Below are 19,591 nucleotides of genomic sequence, written 5' to 3' on the forward strand. Positions count from 1 at the left end.
GGGCCGCATTTGCTGGCCATCAGGACGGCTACCTATTGAGGAAGCCCTGCATTTGCAGGACCTGCTCAATGGACTGCGGTCGTTCGCCAGGGTTCTATTTTTCTTCAGGTTGCCCTGGCCTGGGTCACTCGATCCACTAGGTAGACCAGCCCGTGGTAGTCGATTGCGCCGTGTTGCGTAAGACCAATCTCGCAGGTGCGGCTGGTGGAAATCCCTTCGCTGCAATGCTGGACCGCGTCCTTCAAGGTGCGTAGCGAATGGGCGTTCAATTGCGGCGTGGTGAAGCCTTTGTCGCCAGCAAAACCACAGCAGTGGATGCCTTCTGGGATGACCACGTTTTTGCTGCATTTGCGCGCCAGATCGATCAACGCCTGGCTTTCGCCAAGGTGCTGCGTGCTACACGTAACGTGAACGGCGATGGGCGCCTCCTGTGGGATGAAATCGAGACGGTCCGTTAAATGGGTGCGGATGAAACGCACTGGGTCGTACAGGTCCAGACGCACATCGCCCAGGTCCTGGACCAATCGCAACGTGCAGGGGCTGGTGTCGCAATAGATCGGATCAAGTCCGCCGCGACTGGCGTGCAACAGGGCGCCGATCAGTTCCTGGCGTTTGTGTTCGGCTTGTTCGACATAGCCTTTGGACGCAAAAGGCTGGCCGCAGCAAAGGCTGTCGACATTATCGGGAAAGACTACTTGGTAGCCGGCTTTTTCCAGCAGGCGTTGAGTCTTTTCGTACAGAGACATCTGCTCTTTATCCCCTGCTGCCGGGCCCATGACTCGCGATACGCAGGCCGCCAGGTACACCACTCTCGGACGCTCGTCCGACACGGCGGGGCTGAAGCGGATGGCCTTTTCCGGCTGGGGCATGGCGTTGCTCCATTGCGGTACCTGGCCCTTGGACAGCCGCGTCAATGAGGCCGAAAGTTTTGCCAGGCGAGGCGCCCCTAGCAGCATTCGCGCACCGTTGGCGACGTGAAGGGCGAAGCGTGCGCCTTGCAGCGTGGTGGCGAAATTTCCTTCGATCCAGTTGGCGGTTTTCGTCTTCGTTGCCTCACGGCTGCGAAGCTTTTTCATCAGCTCGCCGGTATTGATGCCCACCGGACAACGTTGCGCGCACAGGCCCGTCGCGGCGCAGGTATCGATGCCTTGGTATTGGTAGGCGTGTTCCAGTTCCGAAGTATCGATGCCGGCGCGCTTTTTCGCCTGGATGTCCCGCCATATCACGATGCGCTGGCGTGGGCTCAACGTCAGGTCTTTAGACGGACACACCGGCTCGCAGAAACCACATTCGATGCACTTATCCACAATCTCATCGGCGGCCGGCAACGGCTTGAGGTGCTTGAGGTGGATCTGCGAATCCTCGCTGAGCACCACGTCCGGGTTGAGGATGCCGTTGGGATCGAGCAGGCGCTTGAGTTGCCACATCAATTGATAGGCATCGCTGCCCCATTCCAGCTCGACGAACGGCGCCATGTTGCGTCCGGTGCCGTGTTCGGCTTTCAACGAGCCGCCGAATTCCACTGCCACCAATTGCGCGACGTCCTCCATGAACGCCTGGTAGCGTGCGATTTCTTCGGGGTTGTTGAAGCCTTGGGTGAAGACGAAGTGCAGATTGCCTTCCAGTGCGTGTCCGAAAAGGATCGCTTCGTCGTAGTGATGTTTGTCGAACAGTTCGATCAGGCGATTCACCCCGATGGCCAGTTGTTCCACCGGGAAGGTCACATCTTCGATGATCACCGTGGTTCCGGTTTTGCGCACCGCGCCCACCGCCGGGAAGGTGTCTTTGCGGATGGCCCAGAGGCGGGCGTTCTCCCGTGGGTCTTCAGTGAAGTCGACCTGTTTTTCCACCGGGAAGCCCGCCAGCGAAGCCATGATCAGGCTCAGTTGTTCTTGGAGCAGCGACGAAGAAGCGGCGCGGGATTCGATCAGCAGGGCGCAGGCATTTGTCGACAGGTGCTGTACGAAATCCGGCATGCCCGGCTTGTCCTGTACCGAACGCAGGCTGCGGCGATCCAACAGTTCCACGGCCGATACCGGTTGGCTTTTCAGCACAGTGACCGCGTTGCAGCAGGTTTCCACATCGGGAAAGACGATCAGTGCCGAAGCCTTGTTCGGGTGGTCGACGACCGTGTTGTAGGTTACCGCACTGATAAAGCCGAGGGTGCCTTCGGAGCCCACCAGCAGATGACTCAAGATATCCACAGGCTCGTCGAAATCCACCAGGGCATTGAGTGACAAACCGGTGGTATTTTTCAGACGGTATTTGTGCCGGATTCGCGCAGCCAGTTCGGTGTTGGCGCGGGTTTCGCGGCCCAGTGTCGCCAGGCGTTCCAGCAGTTCGTCATGGCTTGTACGAAAAGCCGCCACGCTGGCGTCGTCTTCGGTATCGAGACGTGTGCCGTCCGCCAGTACCAGACGCATGCCGGCCAAGGTGTGGTAAGTGTTCTGCGCCGTGCCGCAGCACATGCCGCTGGCGTTGTTGGCGACGATACCGCCAATCTTGCAGGCATTGATTGAGGCTGGATCAGGACCGATCTTGCGCCCGAACGGTGCCAGCCAAGCGTTGGCCTGGGCGCCGATTACGCCGGGTTGCAAACGAATCTGCGCGCCTTGCCCGCGGACTTCGCGGCCGTTCCAATTATCACCCAGCACAATCAGCACCGAGTCGCTGATGGCTTGCCCAGACAAACTGGTGCCGGCGGCGCGGAAGGTGACGGGCACCTGGTCGCGCTGGGCGAGCTGTAACAATGCGACCACTTCATCTTCTGTTTCGACCCGTACCACCAGCTTCGGAATCAGCCTATAGAAACTGGCGTCGGTGCCGAAGGCCAAGGTTGACAACGGATCGTCGAAACGGCGTTTTTGTGGGATGAGCTGTTGTACGTCGCGTAGGAAAGAGGCCGGGAGGGTCATTGGTCCTCCAGGATCAAAACCACCAGATCTTTCGGGCCGTGGGCGCCATAGGCCAGTACTTGCTCGATGTCGGCAGTCTTCGACGGGCCCGACACCAGCAGGGCGTTGGTCGGCATGCCTTGGGCCCATTCGAATTCCTGTTGCACTTCATAGAAGTTGTCGCGGATCTCGCTGGCCTTGAGCAGGGCGAAATGCACCGGCGGCACGAGGCTCATCAATCGCGGTTCTTCCCGCGTCGGCCAGAGAATCAGGCTACCGGTCGCGGCGATGGCGCCAAGGGTGCCGGTCAGGCTGGCGGGCGTGTCGTTGAACAGTTCGGCTTTCCATTCTTCCACGGGGCGGTTGTAGGCCTTGAGGGCCGGCAGGTCCGGATTGTTCGCCCAGAACTGTGTGATTTTTTGCCCATGTGGCGTGGTCGGAGCGATAAGCAGGCTGGGCAGTTGCCGGTCGCGCAACAGCTGAGCCAGCAGCGCCGGCCAATCTTCGCCGGACGTCAGATGGATCTCCGTGTGTACCGCTTCCATCAGCTTGCGCAGCTGCGGGATACGTTCTTCGGGTGCGTAGCGGTAGGTCTGTGTCACCAGTTCGACATCGAAATTATCGGCAACGGGCGTGGCGCCCGTCAGACTTTTGCGCAGCTTGGCTAGGATATTTTCCTTGGCACTCATCGACGGTCTCCCTGCTGGTTCAGGTGTTCGCGGGCCAGGTCATGCAATGAGCGGGCAGCGGGTTTTGGAGCGCTGTGGTTCTGGGTCCATGGCCCGACATTACTCGGTGTCAGGGCGCGCAGGCGCGTGGCAAGGAAACCGAACAACCGGTACAGGCGCGGCGAGCTGTTGAGCCAGGCCCAGGCATTCCAGATGAAGCGCTCCTTGGGCGAGTACTTGCTGCCCTGACCGCGCATCACGGGATGAGCGCTGTCCGGCGCCTTGACGTTTTCTTCTCGCAGCCGTCGCAGCAAGGCCGGAATCGGGATTTTCACCGGGCACACTTCACCGCAAGCGCCGCACAACGAAGATGCACTCGGGTGGTCCGGCACCTTGGCCAGGCCGACCATGTGCGGCGTGATGATTTTTCCGATAGGCCCCGGGTACACCTCGCCGTAGGCGTGGCCACCGATTCGGGTATAGACCGGGCAGTGATTCATACAAGCGCCGCAGCGGATGCAGTTCAATGTCTGGCGCAGTTCACTGTCGGCAAACGCCTGGCTGCGACCGTTGTCCAGCAGCACCAGGTGGACTTCCTGGGGGCCGTCCAATTCATCGGCCTTGCGCGGACCGGAGATCATGTTGACGTAGGTGGTGATCGGCTGACCGAGGGCGGAGCGTGTGAGCAAGGAGAGCAGCGGCACGACATCGCGCAGGTTCTCCACGACTTTTTCGATGCCAGTCACGGCGATGTGGACTGGCGGCACGGTGGTGGACATCCGCCCGTTGCCTTCGTTTTCCACCAGCAGCAGCGTGCCGGTCTCGGCGACGGCGAAGTTGACGCCCGAGACGCCGATGTCGGCCTCGAAGAATTTCTGCCGCAACACCTTGCGACCGATCTGAATGAGTTGGTCAACGTCCTTGGTGTACTCCACGCCGAGTTTGTCGTGGAACAAGGACGCGACCTGACCGGCATTCTTGTGGATCGCCGGCATAATGATGTGGGAAGGCTTCTCGTGGTCGAGCTGGACGATGTACTCCCCCATGTCGGACTCAAGACATTCAATGTCCCGGGCCTCGAGGAAATGGTTCATCTCCATCTCTTCGCTGACCATCGATTTGCCCTTGATCACTTGCCGCGCCTCGTGAGCACGGATGATCGAGAGGACGATGCCATTGGCTTCGTCCACCGTCTCCGCCCAATGCACATTCACACCGTTGCGGGTCAGGTTGGTTTCAAGTTGCTCGAGCAGGTCGGGCAACTTGGATAACGCACGGGCGCGGACAGCATTGCCCAGCACTCGCAGGTGTTCCCTTTCGTGGGCATCGCTGAAGGACGTTGCCCGCTTGGTCATCAGTGAATCCATCGCATTGCGAAAGTTGTTTCGCAGTTGCGTGTCGCCCAGTGCCTTGTGGGCTCGGGCGCGAAAATCTTCTTGCACTTCAACCGTCGGAATCAGCGTCGGCGTACTCATGCGACACCTCCGGTACGCTGCCAGAGAAAGCTCGCCAGATGCTGACCGCGCAGCGCCTCCCGTTGTTTTTCCAGTGCGCCGTTGATGTTCATCAAGCAGCCGCAATCAGCACTGACGACCTGATGGGCGCCGGATTCCTTCAATGCCCGGGTCTTGTCGGCCACCATCGCGCCGGAAATGTCCGGCATGCGAACACTGAACGTCCCACCAAAACCACAGCATTCACTTTCATGGCTGTGTTCGACTCGCTCCACATTCTGCAACTGCGCCAACAAGGCACGGCCATGCAGGTGGGTGTTCATTTCACGCCGTGCCGAGCAGGACGTGTGCAGCGCAACCTTCACCGGCGCGCCACTGTCGTTGAGCTGGACCTTGCAGACAAACAGCAGGAACTCCGCCAGTTCGTAGGTCCGCGCAGCCAAGGCCTGGACCTGCTTGAGCGTATCGGGCTCGTCCTTGAACAGGTCGGCGTAATGCTCGCGCAGCATGCCGGCACAGGAGCCCGAGGGCACCACCACCGGATAGTCATTGGCAAACAAGGCCAGTTGCGCCCGGGCCACCGTCCGCGCCTGCTCGGTATAACCGGAGGTATAAGCCGGTTGGCCGCAGCAACTTTGCCCTTGCGGGTACTCCACCCGAATCCCTTCGCGCTCCAGCAAGTGAATCGCATCCATACCGGCTTCGGGATAGAACAGGTCCACCACGCACGTTCCGAACAGGTAGACCCGTTGCGGTTTTTCGCTGGGGTACTGCCGGGGCTCGGGCAATGGCGGGGCGACACGGGTCGCATTCGGCACAGCGTTGTAGAAAAGCTCGCTCATCAGGCGTGTCTCCGGGTGGTCCCGGTTATCCGTCCGCTGAGGCTGCTGAAATATAGACAGGAAATCTTTCAGCAGCCTTGCAGACCCGGTTGTGAATAGCAGATGCCGAATCACGGTTCGGCATCGGTTTTTTCAGTATTACGTGTAGGACTTAATGAACCAGCATGCCGGTGAACCAATAGGCCTGGGCCAGCGTGATCAAGCCGACAATCGTTGCAAAGAATAGGCTGTGTTTGAGCGTGAAACGGAACAGATCCGATTCCTTGCCCACCAGCCCGGTCGCCGCGCAGGCCACCGCGATCGATTGTGGCGAGATCATCTTGCCGGTCACGCCGCCGCTGGTGTTGGCCGCCACCAGCAAGGTGTCGTTGACGCCGATCTGGTGCGCGGTGGTGGCTTGCAACGAGCTGAACAGCGCGTTGGACGAAGTGTCGGAGCCGGTCAGGAATACGCCCAGCCAACCCAGGAACGGCGAGAAAAATGGAAATGCCGCGCCGGTGGCTGCCAATACCAGGGCCATGGTCGATGACATGCCCGAATAGTTGGTAACAAAGGCGAACGCCAGGACCATGCCGATGGAAAGGATCGGCCAGCGCAGTTCAAAAAGGGTCTCTTTGAAAGTGGTAATACCAGTCTTGACATTGATTTTCAGCACCAGCATGGAAATCAGCGCAGAGAAGAAAATCGCGGTGCCGGTGGCAGAAATCGGATCAAGCTTGAACACGGCCGGAATGGCGGTGGGGTTGATCACGATTGGCGCGACTTTGATCACCATCTGGTCCAGGTGTGGAATAGCGAAGTTGAACACCCAGCTGTACATCGAGCCGCCAGCGGCGAACATCGCCTTGAATGGCTTCAAGGTCCAGATCGTCACCAGCACGGTGAGAATCAGGAAGGGGGACCAGGCCTTGAGAATTTCCCCCAGGCTGTAGGGCGATGCCACGGTGCTGCGAGGCAGTCCGAAACCACCGGCGCTGGCGGTGATGGTTGCGCTGGAGGTGGCGCCGGCAATCTGTGCGCCTGCGGTGCGTTTGGGTTGCCAGACTTTCAGGAACAGCGTCAGGGAAATCAGGCTGGCCAAGGCCGAGGTGATATCCGGCAGTTCCGGGCCGATGAAGTTGGAGGTGAAGTATTGAGTAATGGCGAAGCTCAAGCCTGCCACCAGCGCAGCCGGCCAGGTTTCCCGCACGCCGCGCAGGCCGTCCATCATGAACACCAGCCAGAACGGCACGAACAGCGACAGCAAAGGCAGTTGGCGACCGGTCATGGCGCCGATCTTGAACGCATCGATCCCGGTCACTTGGCCGGCCACGATGATCGGGATGCCCAGCGCGCCGAACGCCACCGGGGCGGTGTTCGCGATCAGGCACAGGCCGGCGGCATACAAGGGGTTGAAGCCCAGGCCGACCAGCAGCGCGGCAGTAATGGCAACTGGCGCTCCGAAGCCGGCGGCGCCTTCCAGGAATGCGCCGAAGCAAAAGCCGATCAACAACACTTGGAGGCGCTGGTCATCGGTAATCGACAGTACCGAACTGCGGATTACCTCGAACTGGCCGCTCTTGACCGTCAGTTTGTAGAGGAAAACGGCGGCGACGATGATCCAGGCGATGGGCCACAGGCCATAGGCAAAACCATAGCCGGCAGCGGCAAAAGCCATGTCCGCAGGCATGCCGAACGCAAAAATCGCCACGGCAATCGCCAGGGCCAACGTGATACTACCGGCCACGTGTCCCTTGAGGCGAAACACTGCCAGGGCCAGGAAGAAAAACACGATGGGAATAACGGCCGCGAGTGCGGACAAGCCGAGGCTGCCGAGCGGGCTGTAGAGCTGTTGCCAGGTTTGCATAATGGGTGGGCCCCTAATTGTTGTTGGTCAGGCACTGGTCAGCGATATTGGGTAATTGGTAATACCAATTTACAAGCGCTGATCGCTAGGGTAAAAGCCTTGGTTGTCGTGTGTCAATTTGCCGCCCTGAAACTTTCGTCGAATAAGCGGTGCAGATAGCATCTGATCCGTTCGAGCAAACCGTTTTTGATGGGTGTGGACTGGGTCCGGATGGGCCAGAATAGAGAGCCCGGCGAGCCGTCGGGATCGTGGAGAGTCGAGTTATGGGGTTTGATCTAATTCGTCAGCGCCGTTTGTCTGACGATATTGTCGAGCGGCTTGAAGGAATGATCCTTGAGGGGACGTTGAAGTCTGGCGAACGGCTGCCGGCCGAACGAACCCTGGCCGAACAGTTCGGCGTATCACGTCCTTCGTTGCGCGAGGCGATCCAGAAGCTGGCGGCCAAGGGTTTGCTAGTCAGTCGCCAGGGCGGCGGTAACTACGTGGTGGAGTCGCTGGGCTCGACGTTCAGCGATCCGCTGCTGCAGCTGTTGGAGAGCAACCCCGAGGCGCAACGGGATCTGTTGGAGTTCCGTCACACGCTGGAGGCTTCCTGTGCTTATTACGCGGCGCAGCGGGCCACGGAAGTAGATCGCGAGCGGCTGACGGCGGCGTTCGAAGCGTTGCAGGATTGCTATTCGCGCCACGAAGAAGTGAGCCGGGCGGAGGAGGGGGCAGCGGATGCGCGGTTCCATCTGGCAATCGCCGAGGCCAGTCATAACGCGGTCTTGCTGCATACCATCCGCGGATTATTCGACCTGCTCAAGCGCAACGTGGTGACCAATATCGGCGGCATGTACAAACAGCGCAGTGAAACCCGCGACATGTTGATCAGCCAGCATCGGGAACTGTACCAGGCGATTATGGACGGCCACGCCGAGCAAGCGCGGGAAGTGTCCAGCCGGCATATTTTGTATGTACAGGAAGTGTTGGAAGAGGTGCGTCAGGAAGTGCAGCGGGTTGCGCGGGCGGAGCGGCGCAAGGGGATCTAGCCAGTTAGTGTTGTTGTGGTTGGGCGATTGCATTCGCGAGCAAGCCCGCTCCCACATGGGATTTATGCCCAATCATCATTGTGTGATCGGCAGGACCAGGTGGGAGCGGGCTTGCTCGCGAATGCGGTCTCAAGGGCGAAAGACTCAGTCTTCCTTGCCCTTGTTGCGCACCGCACGCTGCAGTTCGCGACCGGCGTCGCGTTCGCGTTCGGTATCGCGCTTGTCGTATTCCTTCTTGCCCTTGCCTAGCGCAATCTCGCACTTGATCAAGTGCTTGCTCCAGTACAACGACGTACAGACGCAGGTGTAACCCTTCTGCTGCACAGAGGCGAAGAGCTTTTCCAGCTCGCGCTTGTTGAGCAGCAGCTTGCGCGAGCGCACCGGGTCGGCAATCACGTGGGTGCTGGCGGTGGTCAGCGGCGTGATGTGACTGCCCAGCAGCCAAGCTTCGCCATCCTTGAGCAGCACATAGCTGTCGACCAGTTGCGCCTTGCCGGCACGCAGACTCTTTACTTCCCAGCCGGCCAGGACCATGCCAGCCTCGAAACGCTGTTCGATGAAGTAATCGTGTCGCGCCTTTTTATTTTGCGCGATGGTCCCTGTGGGGTGTTTCTTCTGTTTAGCCATAGGGGCGGCATTATAGGCAGTTGCGTGCGTGTCGGCTACGGTGAAGCTGCATGCTTGAGCACGTTGAGTGAATCCCGGACAATGCGGCCTCTTTTTTGAACGCTTGGGCGTGATCACGATGTCGACAGACAAGGTTTCTGTGCACGGCAGTTGGGCTAGCCGCTGGGTCTTCATACTCGCGGCGACCGGTTCGGCCGTGGGGCTGGGTAGTATCTGGAAGTTTCCGTACATGGTCGGCGTCTACGGTGGCGGCGCCTTCGTACTGATGTTCCTGGCCTGCATCGCACTCATCGGCGCGCCAGTGATGCTGGCCGAAACCCTGATCGGTCGCCGCGCCCGACAAAGCCCGGCCAATGCCCTGAAGGTCCTGGCACTGGAGGCGGGGCATTCAACCAAGTGGTCGTGGGGCGCCTTCGCCGGGATGATCACGGCGCTGCTGATCCTTTCTTTCTATAGCGTGGTCGGCGGTTGGTCGCTGGACTACATCATCGACATGGGGCGCGGGGATTTCCAGGGCGCCACGCCGGACCAGGTGGGCGCCTACTTCGGTAATGTGATCGCCGATCCTTGGCGGCTCACCCTCTGGCATACGATTTTCATGGTGCTTTCCGCCGTGGTGATTGCCCGGGGCGTCGTCGCCGGGCTTGAACGCAGCTTGCGGATCATGATGCCGTTGCTGTTCGTGATGATCCTGGTGCTGCTGGGATACAGCATGACCACCGGGCATTTCATGGAAGGCGTGCATTTCATGTTCGATTTCCAGCCGGAAAAAGTCCTGGACGGTCTGTTGCCGGCGATGGGGCATGCGTTTTTCTCACTGAGCGTCGGGGTTGGCTCGATCATGATCTATGGCGCCTACATGCCCAAGAACGCGTCCCTCACGCGGACCGTGGTCGGTGTCGCGCTGCTGGATACGTTCGTGTCGCTGCTGGCGGGCGTGGCATTGTTTCCGATTGTGTTTGCCGCCGGCCTGAACCCCAGCGAAGGGCCCGGGTTGATGTTTGTCAGTCTGCCTTTTGCCTTTGGCAGCATGGCGTTCGGCCAAGTGATGGGCGTTGTGTTTTTCGTCCTGGTGGCCATCGCGGCCTGGAGTTCGGCCATCTCCCTGCTGGAGCCCATGGTGGCTTATCTGGTTGAGCGGACCCGGCTCAGCCGCGCCTGGGTGACGTTCTGGCTGGCCTTTACCTGCTGGTTTGTGGGGCTAGGCACGGTGTTTTCCTTCAATATATGGAAGCAGGCGAAGTTTTTCGTGAACGAAGACGGCCTGTTCCGTCTCTACCAGTGGGGCGCAACCGGAGGTCTGGATTTCTTCGGCGTGATTGATTTCTTCACATCACGGATCATGCTGCCATTAGGAGGTATGTGTTTCGTGGTGTTTGCGGGGTGGATCATGGGGCGTGAGGCGGTGCGTGATGAATTGTCGCTGCGTAGCCCGGTATTGTTCGCCTTGAGCCTGTTCTTGATGCGCTATGTGGCGCCCATCGGCATTCTCGTAGTGTTTGCCGCCCAGCTGTGGAAGTGACGCTTACATGACGACACATATTCAACGCTCGGCCTTGCTGCCTTATCCGGCGCAGGCGCTATACGACCTGGTCAACGATGTGGCGAGTTATCCGCAATTCTTGCCCTGGTGTTCCTCCGCCGAAGTGCTGGAGAGCTCTGATACCCATATGCGCGCCAGCCTCAATATTGCCAAGGGAGGGTTGAGTCAGCGCTTCGTCACGCGTAATACCCTGGTGCCGGGGCAGTCCATCGAAATGAATCTGGAAGAGGGGCCTTTCAATCAGCTCCACGGCGTCTGGGTATTCAAGCCGCTGGGTGAGAAAGCCTGCAAGATCAGCCTGGATCTGTCGTTTGATTATGCCGGCCCACTGGTGCGAGCCACGCTGGGGCCGCTGTTCAATCAGGCGGCCAATACTCTGGTCGACGCCTTTTGCCAGCGCGCCAAACAGAATGCCGAGCTCAAGCGTTGATTGAAATCGAAGTGGTATACGCCAGCGTTGAGCGCCAGGTCTTGCGTGCGTTTGCAGTGCAGGAAGGCACGACTGTTCGCGCAGCGCTGCTGGCTTCGGGGATTGCGGAAGCGTTCCCCGAGCTGGATCTGGCGACATGCCCGGTCGGGATTTTTGGCAAGGTGGTAGCCGATCCGGATCGTCAGGTCGTGCAGGCAGCTGATCGGCTGGAAATCTATCGGCCATTGCTGGCTGATCCGAAAGAAATTCGTCGTCTGCGCGCGGCCAAAGCGGCTCAAGCGCGCCAATAGTTGGCTTCGAATCGCAGGCAATAAAAAACCCGGCATGCCGGGTTTTTTTATGTCGCGATTTATTGCGGTGACGTGTCCAGGGGTTCTGGAGTTGGGACAGGTACGGTCTCGACCTTGTCCACATCCTTCTGGATCTGGTCCAGCAACGAACCTGGCTTGGTCGGTTTTTCCGGCTTGGGCTTCTCGGCGTTCTGGGTCGGATCGGTGACAGTCGTGCCACTGTCCTTGCCCATGATGGCCTCGTCGCGGCTCACGCCAGGCATGAAATCGCCCGACAGGCTGACGAGTTGGTCATTGGGGCTAAAGATAACGCTGATGCGCTCCTGTTGCCGCTCACCGCCGCCAGGCTGCAAGCTGTACAGATAATCCCAGCGATCGGCATGGAACGTGTCGGTCAGCAGAGGATTGCCCATGATAAACCGTACTTGCCGACGGGTCATTCCCGGGCGTAACTGGTCTATCATGTCCTGCGTGACGACATTGCCCTGCTGGATGTCGATTTTGTAAACCCCGGGGAATGAACAACCGGCGAGTGCGAGCAGTCCCACAAAGGTGAAACTGGTTAGCAAGAGCTTGGTGTTTTGCATCGGTGGGCGACTTCCACTATCTTGGCTGGGACAACGTAAACGCCGATCATACCCGCAATAAGAGAAGCTGCGAAGCAGCATCGCGAGAAAGCTGACCATGGTTGAAAATAGCGAACTACGCAAAGCCGGCCTCAAAGTGACCCTGCCACGGGTCAAGATTCTACAAATGCTCGATTCGGCAGAGCAGCGTCACATGAGTGCCGAAGACGTCTACAAGGCGCTTATGGAGGCTGGCGAGGACGTTGGTCTGGCCACGGTTTACCGTGTCCTGACCCAGTTCGAGGCTGCGGGTCTTGTGGCTCGTCATAATTTCGATGGCGGTCATGCGGTCTTTGAACTGGCGGACGGGGAACATCACGACCACATGGTGGACGTGGAAAGCCGTGAGGTTATCGAGTTCTTCAGTCCCGAAATCGAGAAGCTGCAAAAGGATATTGCTCAAGAGCATGGTTTCGAGCTGATCGATCACCATCTCGTCTTGCATGTACGCAAGAAGAAGTAAGCACGCCGCGCGAGCCATAAGCTCTCAAAACGAAAGAAGGCGACCCCAGGGTCGCCTTCTTGCCATACGGCGTTCCTCAGGCTTTCGCCGCGACAACCATTTTCCTGGCATGGGCCAGGGATTCCTTGGTGAGGTCGATGCCTCCCAGCATTCTCGCCACTTCCTCCACGCGCTCGTTTTTATTGAGCTTGGACACTGCGGTACGTGTGGCATCCTCGCCGCGGACCTTGTGCACAAATAGATGCTGGTGTCCCTGGGCCGCGACCTGGGGCAGGTGGGTGACCGTCAGCACCTGGCCGCGCTCCCCGAGTCGGCGCAGCAATTGGCCGACAATTTCCGCCGTTGGTCCCCCAATGCCCACGTCTACTTCATCGAATACCAGCGTCGGTACGCGCGAGGTCTGCGCCGTGATGACCTGGATGGCCAGGCTGATCCGTGACAGTTCGCCGCCGGACGCAACTTTCGCCAGTGCCTTGAGTGGTTGCCCGGGGTTGGCACTGACCAGCAATTCCACCTGCTCCAACCCATTGGGTTGAAGGTCATCGCTACTGTTGGGGCGCAGTTCGATGGTGAAGCGGCCACCTGGCATGCCCAGCCGCTGGATTTCCTGCTCCACGGCATTGGCCAGCCCTGTCGCGGCCTGCTTTCGCAGTTCGCTGAGCTGTTGGGCCTTTTCTTGATAATGACGCGCATAGGAAGCCAATTCGTCCCCCAGGCGTTCGATGGATTCATCGTTGGCGTTCAGGGTTTCCAGTTCATCCAGCAAGCGCTGCTGGAGTTCCGCCACTTCGGTTGGCTGGACGCGGTGCTTGCGCGCCAGCGTATAGATAGTGTCCAGGCGTTCTTCCAGGTATTGCAGGCGTGCCGGGTCGGCATCGAAGTGATCGAGAAAGCGGTTCAGTTCGCCCACCGCTTCTTCGACCTGGATCTGTGCGCTTGTCAGCAGGTTCGTGGCTTCGCTCAGTGCGCCCACCGAATTGTTCACGCTGGAAAGCCGGTTCAAGCTCGCCGTCAGCGCGTTGAGCACGTTCCCTGAATCGTTCTCGCTGCATTGCTCGACCACCTGGCGGCAAATGCCCAGCAGGGTTTCGGCATTGGTCAGGTTCTTGTGTTCCTGCTCCAGCTCCTCCAGTTCATTTTCACCCAGGGCCAGGTTCTCCAACTCTTCGAGCTGATAGCTCAGCAATTGATGGCGGGCGCGCTGCTCGTCGCCTGAATTGGAGAGTCGGTCCAGCTCCTGTCGTGTCTGGCGCCAGCGCTGGGCGGCCAGTTGAACCTGGCGGGCCAGGTCGGTGGCTGCGGCGTATTCATCGAGCAGGCGGCGGTGGGTATCGGTCTTGAGCAGGGATTGATGCTCGTGCTGGCTGTGGATGTCGATCAACAGTTCGCCGAGGGCCTTGAGGTCGCCCAATGGGCAAGGCGTACCGTTGATGTAGCCCCGCGAGCGGCCTTCGGCGGTGATGACCCGGCGCAGGATGCACAGGCCGTCGGTGTCCAGGTCGCGCTCGGCGAGCCAGGTGCTGGCTTCGGGAATGTCGACCAGGTCGAACGTCGCCAGGATGTCGGCCTTGTCCGCTCCGGGGCGCACCACGCCACTGTCTGCGCGATCGCCCAGCGTCAGGCCCAGGGCATCCAGCATGATGGATTTACCAGCACCGGTTTCGCCGGTAATCACGCTCATGCCCCGATCGAGCTCGAGGTCGAGATGCTCGACGATGGCGTAGTTGTGTACGGACAGGTGCACCAGCATGAGGCCGCTCCCAGATGTTAGGTCTGGTTATTTATACAGTGTTTTGTTTCCGGCTGACAATGCCTGGGCTTAGCTCGATTTGCTTGGCTGGGCGACTTTCTTAGCGCTGGAAGGAATGGCTTTGTAACTGTCTTTTGTAGGGTTAATTCGTCGGACGGCCCTTGAAGCTCGAAAACCTGGCCCCATATACCGGGGCAGAAGCGCGAGTCGAGCTCGCGGACGAAGTTGAAAGGAGAAATCTCTATGGCTGACGAACAGACGCAGGACACGCAAAATCTAGACGCCAATCAGGCTTCCCAGGATTCGGGTGAAGATCTGACGGCACGTGTACAAGTGCTCGAAGAGCAGCTGGCCGGTGCACAGGATCAGGCGTTGCGTGTAGCCGCCGACCTGCAGAATGTCCGCCGCCGCGCCGAGCAGGATGTGGAAAAAGCCCATAAGTTTGCTCTTGAGCGTTTCGCAGGCGACCTGCTGCCGATCATCGACAGTTTGGAGCGCGGCTTGGAATTGTCCAATCCGGACGACGAAAACATTCGCCCAATGCGTGAAGGCATCGAGCTGACCCTGAAAATGTTCCAGGACACGCTCAAGCGTTATCAGCTCGAAGCCATTGATCCACACGGCGAACCCTTCAATGCCGAGCACCACCAGGCCATGGCGATGCAAGAAAGCGCCGATGTCGAGCCAAACAGCGTCCTGAAGGTTTTCCAGAAGGGCTATCTGCTCAACGGCCGCCTGCTGCGCCCGGCCATGGTTGTGGTCAGCAAGGCGCCGGCACCCGTTTCGCCTTCTATTGACGAGCAGGCTTGAAATCGGTCGTAGCGACCCCATCTATATGTCAAGCGTTTAAGTGCTACCGCAGTTAGCCACCACTGCTGCGGCAACAAAATCCAAGTTCCGGGAGAGTTAACATGGGCAAGATTATCGGCATCGACCTGGGGACCACCAACTCGTGCGTCTCCGTGCTGGAAAACGGCAAGGCCAAAGTGATTGAAAACGCTGAAGGCGCGCGCACCACGCCGTCGATCATCGCGTACGCCAACGATGGCGAAATTCTGGTTGGCCAGTCGGCCAAGCGTCAGGCAGTGACCAATCCGCATAACACCCTGTACGCGGTGAAGCGTCTGATCGGTCGCAAGTTCGACGAAGAAGTCGTGCAGAAAGACATCAAGATGGTGCCTTACAAGATCGCCAAGGCTGACAACGGCGACGCTTGGGTTGAAGTGAACGGCCAGAAAATGGCTCCGCCACAGATTTCGGCCGAAATCCTCAAGAAAATGAAGAAGACCGCCGAAGATTACCTCGGCGAAGCGGTGACTGAAGCGGTCATTACTGTTCCAGCCTACTTCAACGACAGCCAGCGCCAGGCGACCAAAGACGCCGGCCGCATCGCGGGCCTGGACGTAAAACGTATCATCAACGAACCAACCGCAGCCGCTCTGGCCTACGGTATGGACAAGGCCAAGGGCGATCACACCGTGATCGTTTACGACTTGGGTGGCGGTACCTTCGACGTCTCCGTGATCGAAATCGCTGAAGTCGATGGCGAGCACCAGTTCGAAGTGTTGGCGACCAACGGCGACACGTTCCTCGGCGGTGAAGACTTCGACATCCGCCTGATCGACTACCTCGTCGACGAATTCAAGAAAGAAAGCGGCATGAACCTCAAGGGCGATCCGCTGGCCATGCAGCGCCTGAAAGAAGCCGCTGAAAAAGCCAAGATCGAACTGTCCTCGAGCCAGTCGACCGACGTGAATCTGCCGTACATCACCGCGGACGCCACCGGTCCTAAGCATTTGAACGTGAAAATCTCCCGCGCCAAGCTCGAAGCGCTGGTGGAAGACCTGGTTCAACGCACCATCGAACCTTGCCGTATCGCGATGAAGGACGCCGGTATCGACGTTGGCTCGATCAACGACGTGATCCTGGTCGGCGGCCAGACCCGTATGCCGCTGGTTCAGAAGTTGGTCACTGATTTCTTCGGTAAAGAAGCCCGTAAGGACGTGAACCCGGACGAAGCCGTTGCCATGGGTGCTGCCATCCAGGGCGCCGTCCTGGCCGGTGACGTGAAGGACGTTCTGCTGCTCGACGTCAGCCCGCTGACCCTGGGTATCGAAACCATGGGGGGCGTGATGACCGCGCTGATCGAGAAAAACACCACGATTCCTACCAAGAAATCCCAGGTGTTCTCGACTGCCGACGACAACCAGGGCGCCGTGACCATTCACGTGCTGCAAGGCGAGCGCAAGCAGGCTGCCCAGAACAAATCCCTGGGCAAGTTCGACCTGGCCGAGATTCCACCAGCCCCACGTGGTGTGCCACAGATCGAAGTGACCTTCGACATCGACGCCAACGGCATCCTGCACGTCGGCGCGAAAGACAAGGCCACTGGCAAGACCCAGTCGATTGTGATCAAGGCCAACTCCGGCCTGTCCGAGGAAGAAATTCAGCAGATGGTTCGCGATGCTGAAGTCAACGCCGAAGAAGACCGCAAGTTCGAAGAGCTGGCCAGCGCCCGCAACCAAGGCGATGCCCTGGTGCACTCGACCCGCAAGATGGTCGCCGATGCTGGCGAAAAAGTGACTGCGGAAGAGAAGACTGCCATCGAAGCCGCCGTGGTTGCCCTGGAAGCTGCCGTCAAGGGCGACGACAAGGCTGCCATCGAAGCGAAGATCGAAGAGCTGTCCAAGGTCTCCGCGCCAGTGGCTCAGAAGATGTATGCCGAGCAGGCGCAGCCCGCTGAAGGCGCAGCTGCCCAGGGCGAATCGGCCGAAAAAGCCGACGACGTCGTTGACGCTGAGTTCGAAGAAGTGAAAGACCACAAGTAACGCTTGTTGGTCGGCCGGTTGACTGCATTTGTGCGGTGGCTGGTAGGATGTCGCCGCGCGGGAGCTTGCTCCCGCGTTGGCGTGTCTGGAGCCAGAGAATTTTTACAGCATGCGACAGTGTTCGGATGCTGGCGGTGTGATCGGGAATGCTCCTGCTTTCCGGCGACAGGCACCGCGTTTTGGCCGGGGCCCTGGCTGAAAAATTAAAGACCAGGATCGTTGAATTGACGTGAGTTGGGTCCGGGCCTGTATTGGGGCTCAACGAGTTTGGCAAGGTTCAGGAGAGGTTTGCCGGACGTCCTATAAGAGTGCAAAGACTAATGGCAAAGCGTGATTTTTACGAAGTGTTGGGTGTCGAGCGGGGGGCCAGCGAGGCAGACCTGAAAAAGGCCTATCGTCGCTTGGCGATGAAGCACCACCCGGACCGTAATCCCGGCGATAAAGCGTCGGAAGAGATGTTCAAGGAGGCCAACGAGGCCTACGAAGTGCTCTCTGATTCGAGCAAGCGTGCGGCTTACGACCAGTATGGTCACGCCGGCGTCGACCCAAGCATGGGTGGCGGTGGTGCCGGTTTCGGTGGCCAGAATTTCTCCGATATTTTCGGCGACGTGTTCAGCGATTTCTTCGGTGGCGGTCGCGGCGGCGCCCGTGGCGGTGCCCAGCGTGGCAGCGACTTGCGCTATACGTTGGAGCTGAATCTGGAAGAAGCGGTGCGCGGTACCACCGTCAATATCCGTGTTCCGACGCTGGTCAACTGCAAGCCGTGCGACGGCTCGGGCGCCAAGAAAGGCTCCTCGCCTGTGACATGCCCAACCTGCGGCGGCATCGGTCAGGTGCGCATGCAGCAGGGCTTCTTCTCGGTGCAGCAGACCTGCCCGCGTTGCCATGGCCAGGGCAAGATCATTTCCGACCCGTGCGACTCCTGCCACGGCGAAGGGCGTGTCGAAGAGTACAAGACCCTGTCGGTGAAAGTGCCGGCCGGTGTCGATACCGGTGATCGTATCCGCCTGTCCGGCGAAGGCGAGGCGGGCGCTCAGGGCGGCCCGACCGGTGATCTGTACGTGGTTATCAACGTGCGTGAGCACGCGATTTTCCAGCGCGACGGCAAGCATCTGTTCTGCGAAGTGCCGATCAGTTTTGTCGACGCAGCCTTGGGTGGCGAGCTTGAGATTCCGACTCTCGATGGTCGCGTCAAGCTGAAGATCCCCGAGGGTACGCAAACCGGCAAGCAGTTCCGGATTCGTGGCAAAGGCGTTGCGCCAGTGCGCGGCGGCGGTGCGGGCGACCTGATGTGCCGCGTGGCGGTGGAGACTCCGGTGAATCTGAGCCGACGCCAGCGTGAATTGCTGGAGGAGTTCCGTAGTTCGTTGGCGGATGACAACAGTCATTCTCCGAAAACCACCGGTTGGTTCGAAGGCGTGAAGCGCTTCTTCGGCGATCTGTAAGGAGCTCACATGCGACGTATAGCTGTGATGGGCGCTGCGGGGCGCATGGGCAAGGCGTTGGTCGAGGCGGTGCAGCAGCGTTCGCCGCTCTCCGGCCTGACGGCGGCCATCGTTCGGCCCGACAGTACGCTGGTGGGCGCTGATGCCGGCGAGCTGGCCTCGCTCGGTCGTATCGGCGTGCCGATGTCCGGTGGCCTGGACAAAGTGCTCGATGAGTTTGATGTCCTGATCGATTTCACTCTGCCGGAAGTGATGCTGAAGAACCTCGCCATCTGCCGCAAGAACGGCAAGGCCATGGTGATCGGCACCACGGGACTGGACGCTGCGCAAAAGCAGTTGTTGGCCGAGGCTGGCAAAGACATTCCGATCGTGTTCGCGGCGAACTTCAGCGTGGGTGTGAACCTGTCGCTGAAGTTGCTGGACATGGCGGCCCGAGTCCTGGGCGACGATGCGGACATCGAAATCATCGAGGCACATCACCGGCACAAGATCGACGCGCCTTCGGGAACGGCCCTGCGCATGGGTGAAGTGATTGCCGATGCGCTGGGGCGCGACTTGCAAGAAGTGGCCGTCTACGGACGTCAAGGGCACACCGGTGCCCGTGAGCGCGACACCATCGGTTTTGCGACCGTGCGCGGTGGCGACGTGGTGGGCGATCACACCGTGCTGTTCGCCACTGAAGGCGAGCGACTGGAGATCACCCATAAGGCTTCCAGCCGGATGACCTTTGCCAAGGGCGCTGTACGTGCCGCGCTGTGGCTGGACGGCCGCGAGCCTGGTTTGTACGACATGCAGGACGTGCTCGACCTGCGTTAATGCTCCTTTGGAATGGGGTTCAGGTTATACTGCGCCCC

General features: G+C 59.5%; 17 protein-coding genes. 9 read left to right on the top strand and 8 right to left on the bottom strand.

The features are described 5' to 3' along the window. Nucleotides 1–104: 104 nt before the first annotated feature. From AD663_RS03275 to AD663_RS03295, 5 genes are all read right to left on the bottom strand, one after another. A complete protein-coding gene (locus AD663_RS03275) occupies nucleotides 105–2,915 on the bottom strand; it encodes an FAD-binding and (Fe-S)-binding domain-containing protein (RefSeq protein ID WP_053213280.1) in 2,811 nt (936 codons plus the stop codon). Next, nucleotides 2,912–3,583 carry a lactate utilization protein gene (locus tag AD663_RS03280; RefSeq protein ID WP_003177816.1) on the bottom strand — a complete coding sequence of 224 codons (672 nt, stop codon included), beginning with the start codon at nucleotides 3,581–3,583 and terminating at the stop codon, nucleotides 2,912–2,914. The genes AD663_RS03275 and AD663_RS03280 overlap by 4 nt, the downstream gene beginning before the upstream one ends. Further along, a complete protein-coding gene (locus tag AD663_RS03285; RefSeq protein ID WP_053213281.1) occupies nucleotides 3,580–5,037 on the bottom strand; it encodes a LutB/LldF family L-lactate oxidation iron-sulfur protein in 1,458 nt (485 codons plus the stop codon). The genes AD663_RS03280 and AD663_RS03285 overlap by 4 nt, the downstream gene beginning before the upstream one ends. Next, nucleotides 5,034–5,858, bottom strand: coding sequence for a (Fe-S)-binding protein (locus tag AD663_RS03290; RefSeq protein ID WP_003177819.1), 825 nt, complete (start codon nucleotides 5,856–5,858; stop codon nucleotides 5,034–5,036). The genes AD663_RS03285 and AD663_RS03290 overlap by 4 nt, the downstream gene beginning before the upstream one ends. 151 nt (nucleotides 5,859–6,009) lie before the next feature. Beyond that, entirely contained in the window at nucleotides 6,010–7,704 is a 1,695-nt protein-coding gene (locus AD663_RS03295) for a lactate permease LctP family transporter (RefSeq protein ID WP_003177821.1), read from the bottom strand. A gap of 263 nt (nucleotides 7,705–7,967) precedes the next feature. Here AD663_RS03295 and AD663_RS03300 point away from each other — a divergent pair, with 263 nt between their 5' ends. After that, the gene (locus tag AD663_RS03300; RefSeq protein ID WP_053213282.1) at nucleotides 7,968–8,735 is read left to right on the top strand and encodes an FCD domain-containing protein; all 768 of its coding nucleotides are present in this window, start codon (nucleotides 7,968–7,970) and stop codon (nucleotides 8,733–8,735) included. 144 nt (nucleotides 8,736–8,879) lie between these two features. On the opposite strand, the gene smpB is transcribed toward AD663_RS03300, so the two are convergent. Beyond that, nucleotides 8,880–9,362, bottom strand: coding sequence for an SsrA-binding protein SmpB (gene smpB / locus AD663_RS03305; protein WP_042730880.1), 483 nt, complete (start codon nucleotides 9,360–9,362; stop codon nucleotides 8,880–8,882). A 118-nt stretch (nucleotides 9,363–9,480) separates the two neighbouring features. Here smpB and AD663_RS03310 point away from each other — a divergent pair, with 118 nt between their 5' ends. Genes AD663_RS03310 through AD663_RS03320 form a run of 3 tightly spaced genes read left to right on the top strand, consistent with a single transcriptional unit; the run spans nucleotide 9,481 to nucleotide 11,625 of the window. After that, nucleotides 9,481–10,884 carry a sodium-dependent transporter gene (locus AD663_RS03310; RefSeq protein WP_053213300.1) on the top strand — a complete coding sequence of 468 codons (1,404 nt, stop codon included), beginning with the start codon at nucleotides 9,481–9,483 and terminating at the stop codon, nucleotides 10,882–10,884. 7 nt (nucleotides 10,885–10,891) lie between these two features. After that, nucleotides 10,892–11,335, top strand: coding sequence for a type II toxin-antitoxin system RatA family toxin (locus AD663_RS03315; RefSeq protein ID WP_003177828.1), 444 nt, complete (start codon nucleotides 10,892–10,894; stop codon nucleotides 11,333–11,335). Beyond that, nucleotides 11,332–11,625: an RnfH family protein gene (locus tag AD663_RS03320; protein WP_003177830.1), complete on the top strand. Its 294-nt coding sequence runs from the start codon at nucleotides 11,332–11,334 to the stop codon at nucleotides 11,623–11,625. Before AD663_RS03315 ends, AD663_RS03320 begins: the two co-directional genes overlap by 4 nt. Nucleotides 11,626–11,684: 59 nt before the next feature. On the opposite strand, the gene AD663_RS03325 is transcribed toward AD663_RS03320, so the two are convergent. Beyond that, a complete protein-coding gene (locus AD663_RS03325) occupies nucleotides 11,685–12,212 on the bottom strand; it encodes an outer membrane protein assembly factor BamE (protein WP_003177832.1) in 528 nt (175 codons plus the stop codon). A 97-nt stretch (nucleotides 12,213–12,309) separates the two neighbouring features. Between AD663_RS03325 and fur the strand changes: the two genes are divergently transcribed. Continuing rightward, nucleotides 12,310–12,714: a ferric iron uptake transcriptional regulator gene (gene fur / locus AD663_RS03330; RefSeq protein WP_003177834.1), complete on the top strand. Its 405-nt coding sequence runs from the start codon at nucleotides 12,310–12,312 to the stop codon at nucleotides 12,712–12,714. A gap of 76 nt (nucleotides 12,715–12,790) precedes the next feature. Here fur and recN read toward each other — a convergent pair whose 3' ends face one another. Further along, nucleotides 12,791–14,464: a DNA repair protein RecN gene (recN, locus tag AD663_RS03335; RefSeq protein WP_003177836.1), complete on the bottom strand. Its 1,674-nt coding sequence runs from the start codon at nucleotides 14,462–14,464 to the stop codon at nucleotides 12,791–12,793. 243 nt (nucleotides 14,465–14,707) lie between these two features. On the opposite strand from recN, the gene grpE reads away from it, so the two are divergent. The 4 genes from grpE to dapB all read left to right on the top strand — a co-directional run bounded on the left by grpE (nucleotide 14,708) and on the right by dapB (nucleotide 19,553). Beyond that, nucleotides 14,708–15,274, top strand: coding sequence for a nucleotide exchange factor GrpE (gene grpE, locus AD663_RS03340; RefSeq protein ID WP_033045904.1), 567 nt, complete (start codon nucleotides 14,708–14,710; stop codon nucleotides 15,272–15,274). Nucleotides 15,275–15,375: 101 nt separating this feature from the next. Further along, the gene (gene dnaK / locus AD663_RS03345; protein WP_003177839.1) at nucleotides 15,376–17,292 is read left to right on the top strand and encodes a molecular chaperone DnaK; all 1,917 of its coding nucleotides are present in this window, start codon (nucleotides 15,376–15,378) and stop codon (nucleotides 17,290–17,292) included. Nucleotides 17,293–17,612: 320 nt separating this feature from the next. Beyond that, nucleotides 17,613–18,737, top strand: coding sequence for a molecular chaperone DnaJ (dnaJ, locus tag AD663_RS03350; protein WP_003177841.1), 1,125 nt, complete (start codon nucleotides 17,613–17,615; stop codon nucleotides 18,735–18,737). A 9-nt stretch (nucleotides 18,738–18,746) separates the two neighbouring features. Further along, nucleotides 18,747–19,553, top strand: a complete 807-nt coding sequence (gene dapB, locus AD663_RS03355) for a 4-hydroxy-tetrahydrodipicolinate reductase (RefSeq protein ID WP_003177844.1) — start codon at nucleotides 18,747–18,749, stop codon at nucleotides 19,551–19,553. The last annotated feature ends 38 nt before the right edge of the window (nucleotides 19,554–19,591 follow it).

Source organism: Pseudomonas sp. Q12-87, from assembly GCF_001269755.1.
Taxonomy (GTDB): Bacteria; Pseudomonadota; Gammaproteobacteria; order Pseudomonadales; family Pseudomonadaceae; genus Aquipseudomonas; species Aquipseudomonas fluorescens_S.

Excerpts from the sequence above, each read along its gene's own strand:
- smpB (WP_042730880.1), bottom strand. The coding sequence starts at position 9,362 with ATGGCTAAACAGAAGAAACACCCCACAGGGACCATCGCGCAAAATAAA.
- AD663_RS03300 (WP_053213282.1), top strand. The coding sequence starts at position 7,968 with ATGGGGTTTGATCTAATTCGTCAGCGCCGTTTGTCTGACGATATTGTC.
- AD663_RS03315 (WP_003177828.1), top strand. The coding sequence starts at position 10,892 with ATGACGACACATATTCAACGCTCGGCCTTGCTGCCTTATCCGGCGCAG.
- AD663_RS03290 (WP_003177819.1), bottom strand. The coding sequence starts at position 5,858 with ATGAGCGAGCTTTTCTACAACGCTGTGCCGAATGCGACCCGTGTCGCC.
- AD663_RS03280 (WP_003177816.1), bottom strand. The coding sequence starts at position 3,583 with ATGAGTGCCAAGGAAAATATCCTAGCCAAGCTGCGCAAAAGTCTGACG.
- recN (WP_003177836.1), bottom strand. The coding sequence starts at position 14,464 with ATGCTGGTGCACCTGTCCGTACACAACTACGCCATCGTCGAGCATCTC.
- fur (WP_003177834.1), top strand. The coding sequence starts at position 12,310 with ATGGTTGAAAATAGCGAACTACGCAAAGCCGGCCTCAAAGTGACCCTG.
- dapB (WP_003177844.1), top strand. The coding sequence starts at position 18,747 with ATGCGACGTATAGCTGTGATGGGCGCTGCGGGGCGCATGGGCAAGGCG.
- grpE (WP_033045904.1), top strand. The coding sequence starts at position 14,708 with ATGGCTGACGAACAGACGCAGGACACGCAAAATCTAGACGCCAATCAG.
- AD663_RS03295 (WP_003177821.1), bottom strand. The coding sequence starts at position 7,704 with ATGCAAACCTGGCAACAGCTCTACAGCCCGCTCGGCAGCCTCGGCTTG.
- AD663_RS03325 (WP_003177832.1), bottom strand. The coding sequence starts at position 12,212 with ATGCAAAACACCAAGCTCTTGCTAACCAGTTTCACCTTTGTGGGACTG.
- AD663_RS03310 (WP_053213300.1), top strand. The coding sequence starts at position 9,481 with ATGTCGACAGACAAGGTTTCTGTGCACGGCAGTTGGGCTAGCCGCTGG.
- dnaJ (WP_003177841.1), top strand. The coding sequence starts at position 17,613 with ATGGCAAAGCGTGATTTTTACGAAGTGTTGGGTGTCGAGCGGGGGGCC.
- AD663_RS03285 (WP_053213281.1), bottom strand. The coding sequence starts at position 5,037 with ATGAGTACGCCGACGCTGATTCCGACGGTTGAAGTGCAAGAAGATTTT.
- AD663_RS03275 (WP_053213280.1), bottom strand. The coding sequence starts at position 2,915 with ATGACCCTCCCGGCCTCTTTCCTACGCGACGTACAACAGCTCATCCCA.
- dnaK (WP_003177839.1), top strand. The coding sequence starts at position 15,376 with ATGGGCAAGATTATCGGCATCGACCTGGGGACCACCAACTCGTGCGTC.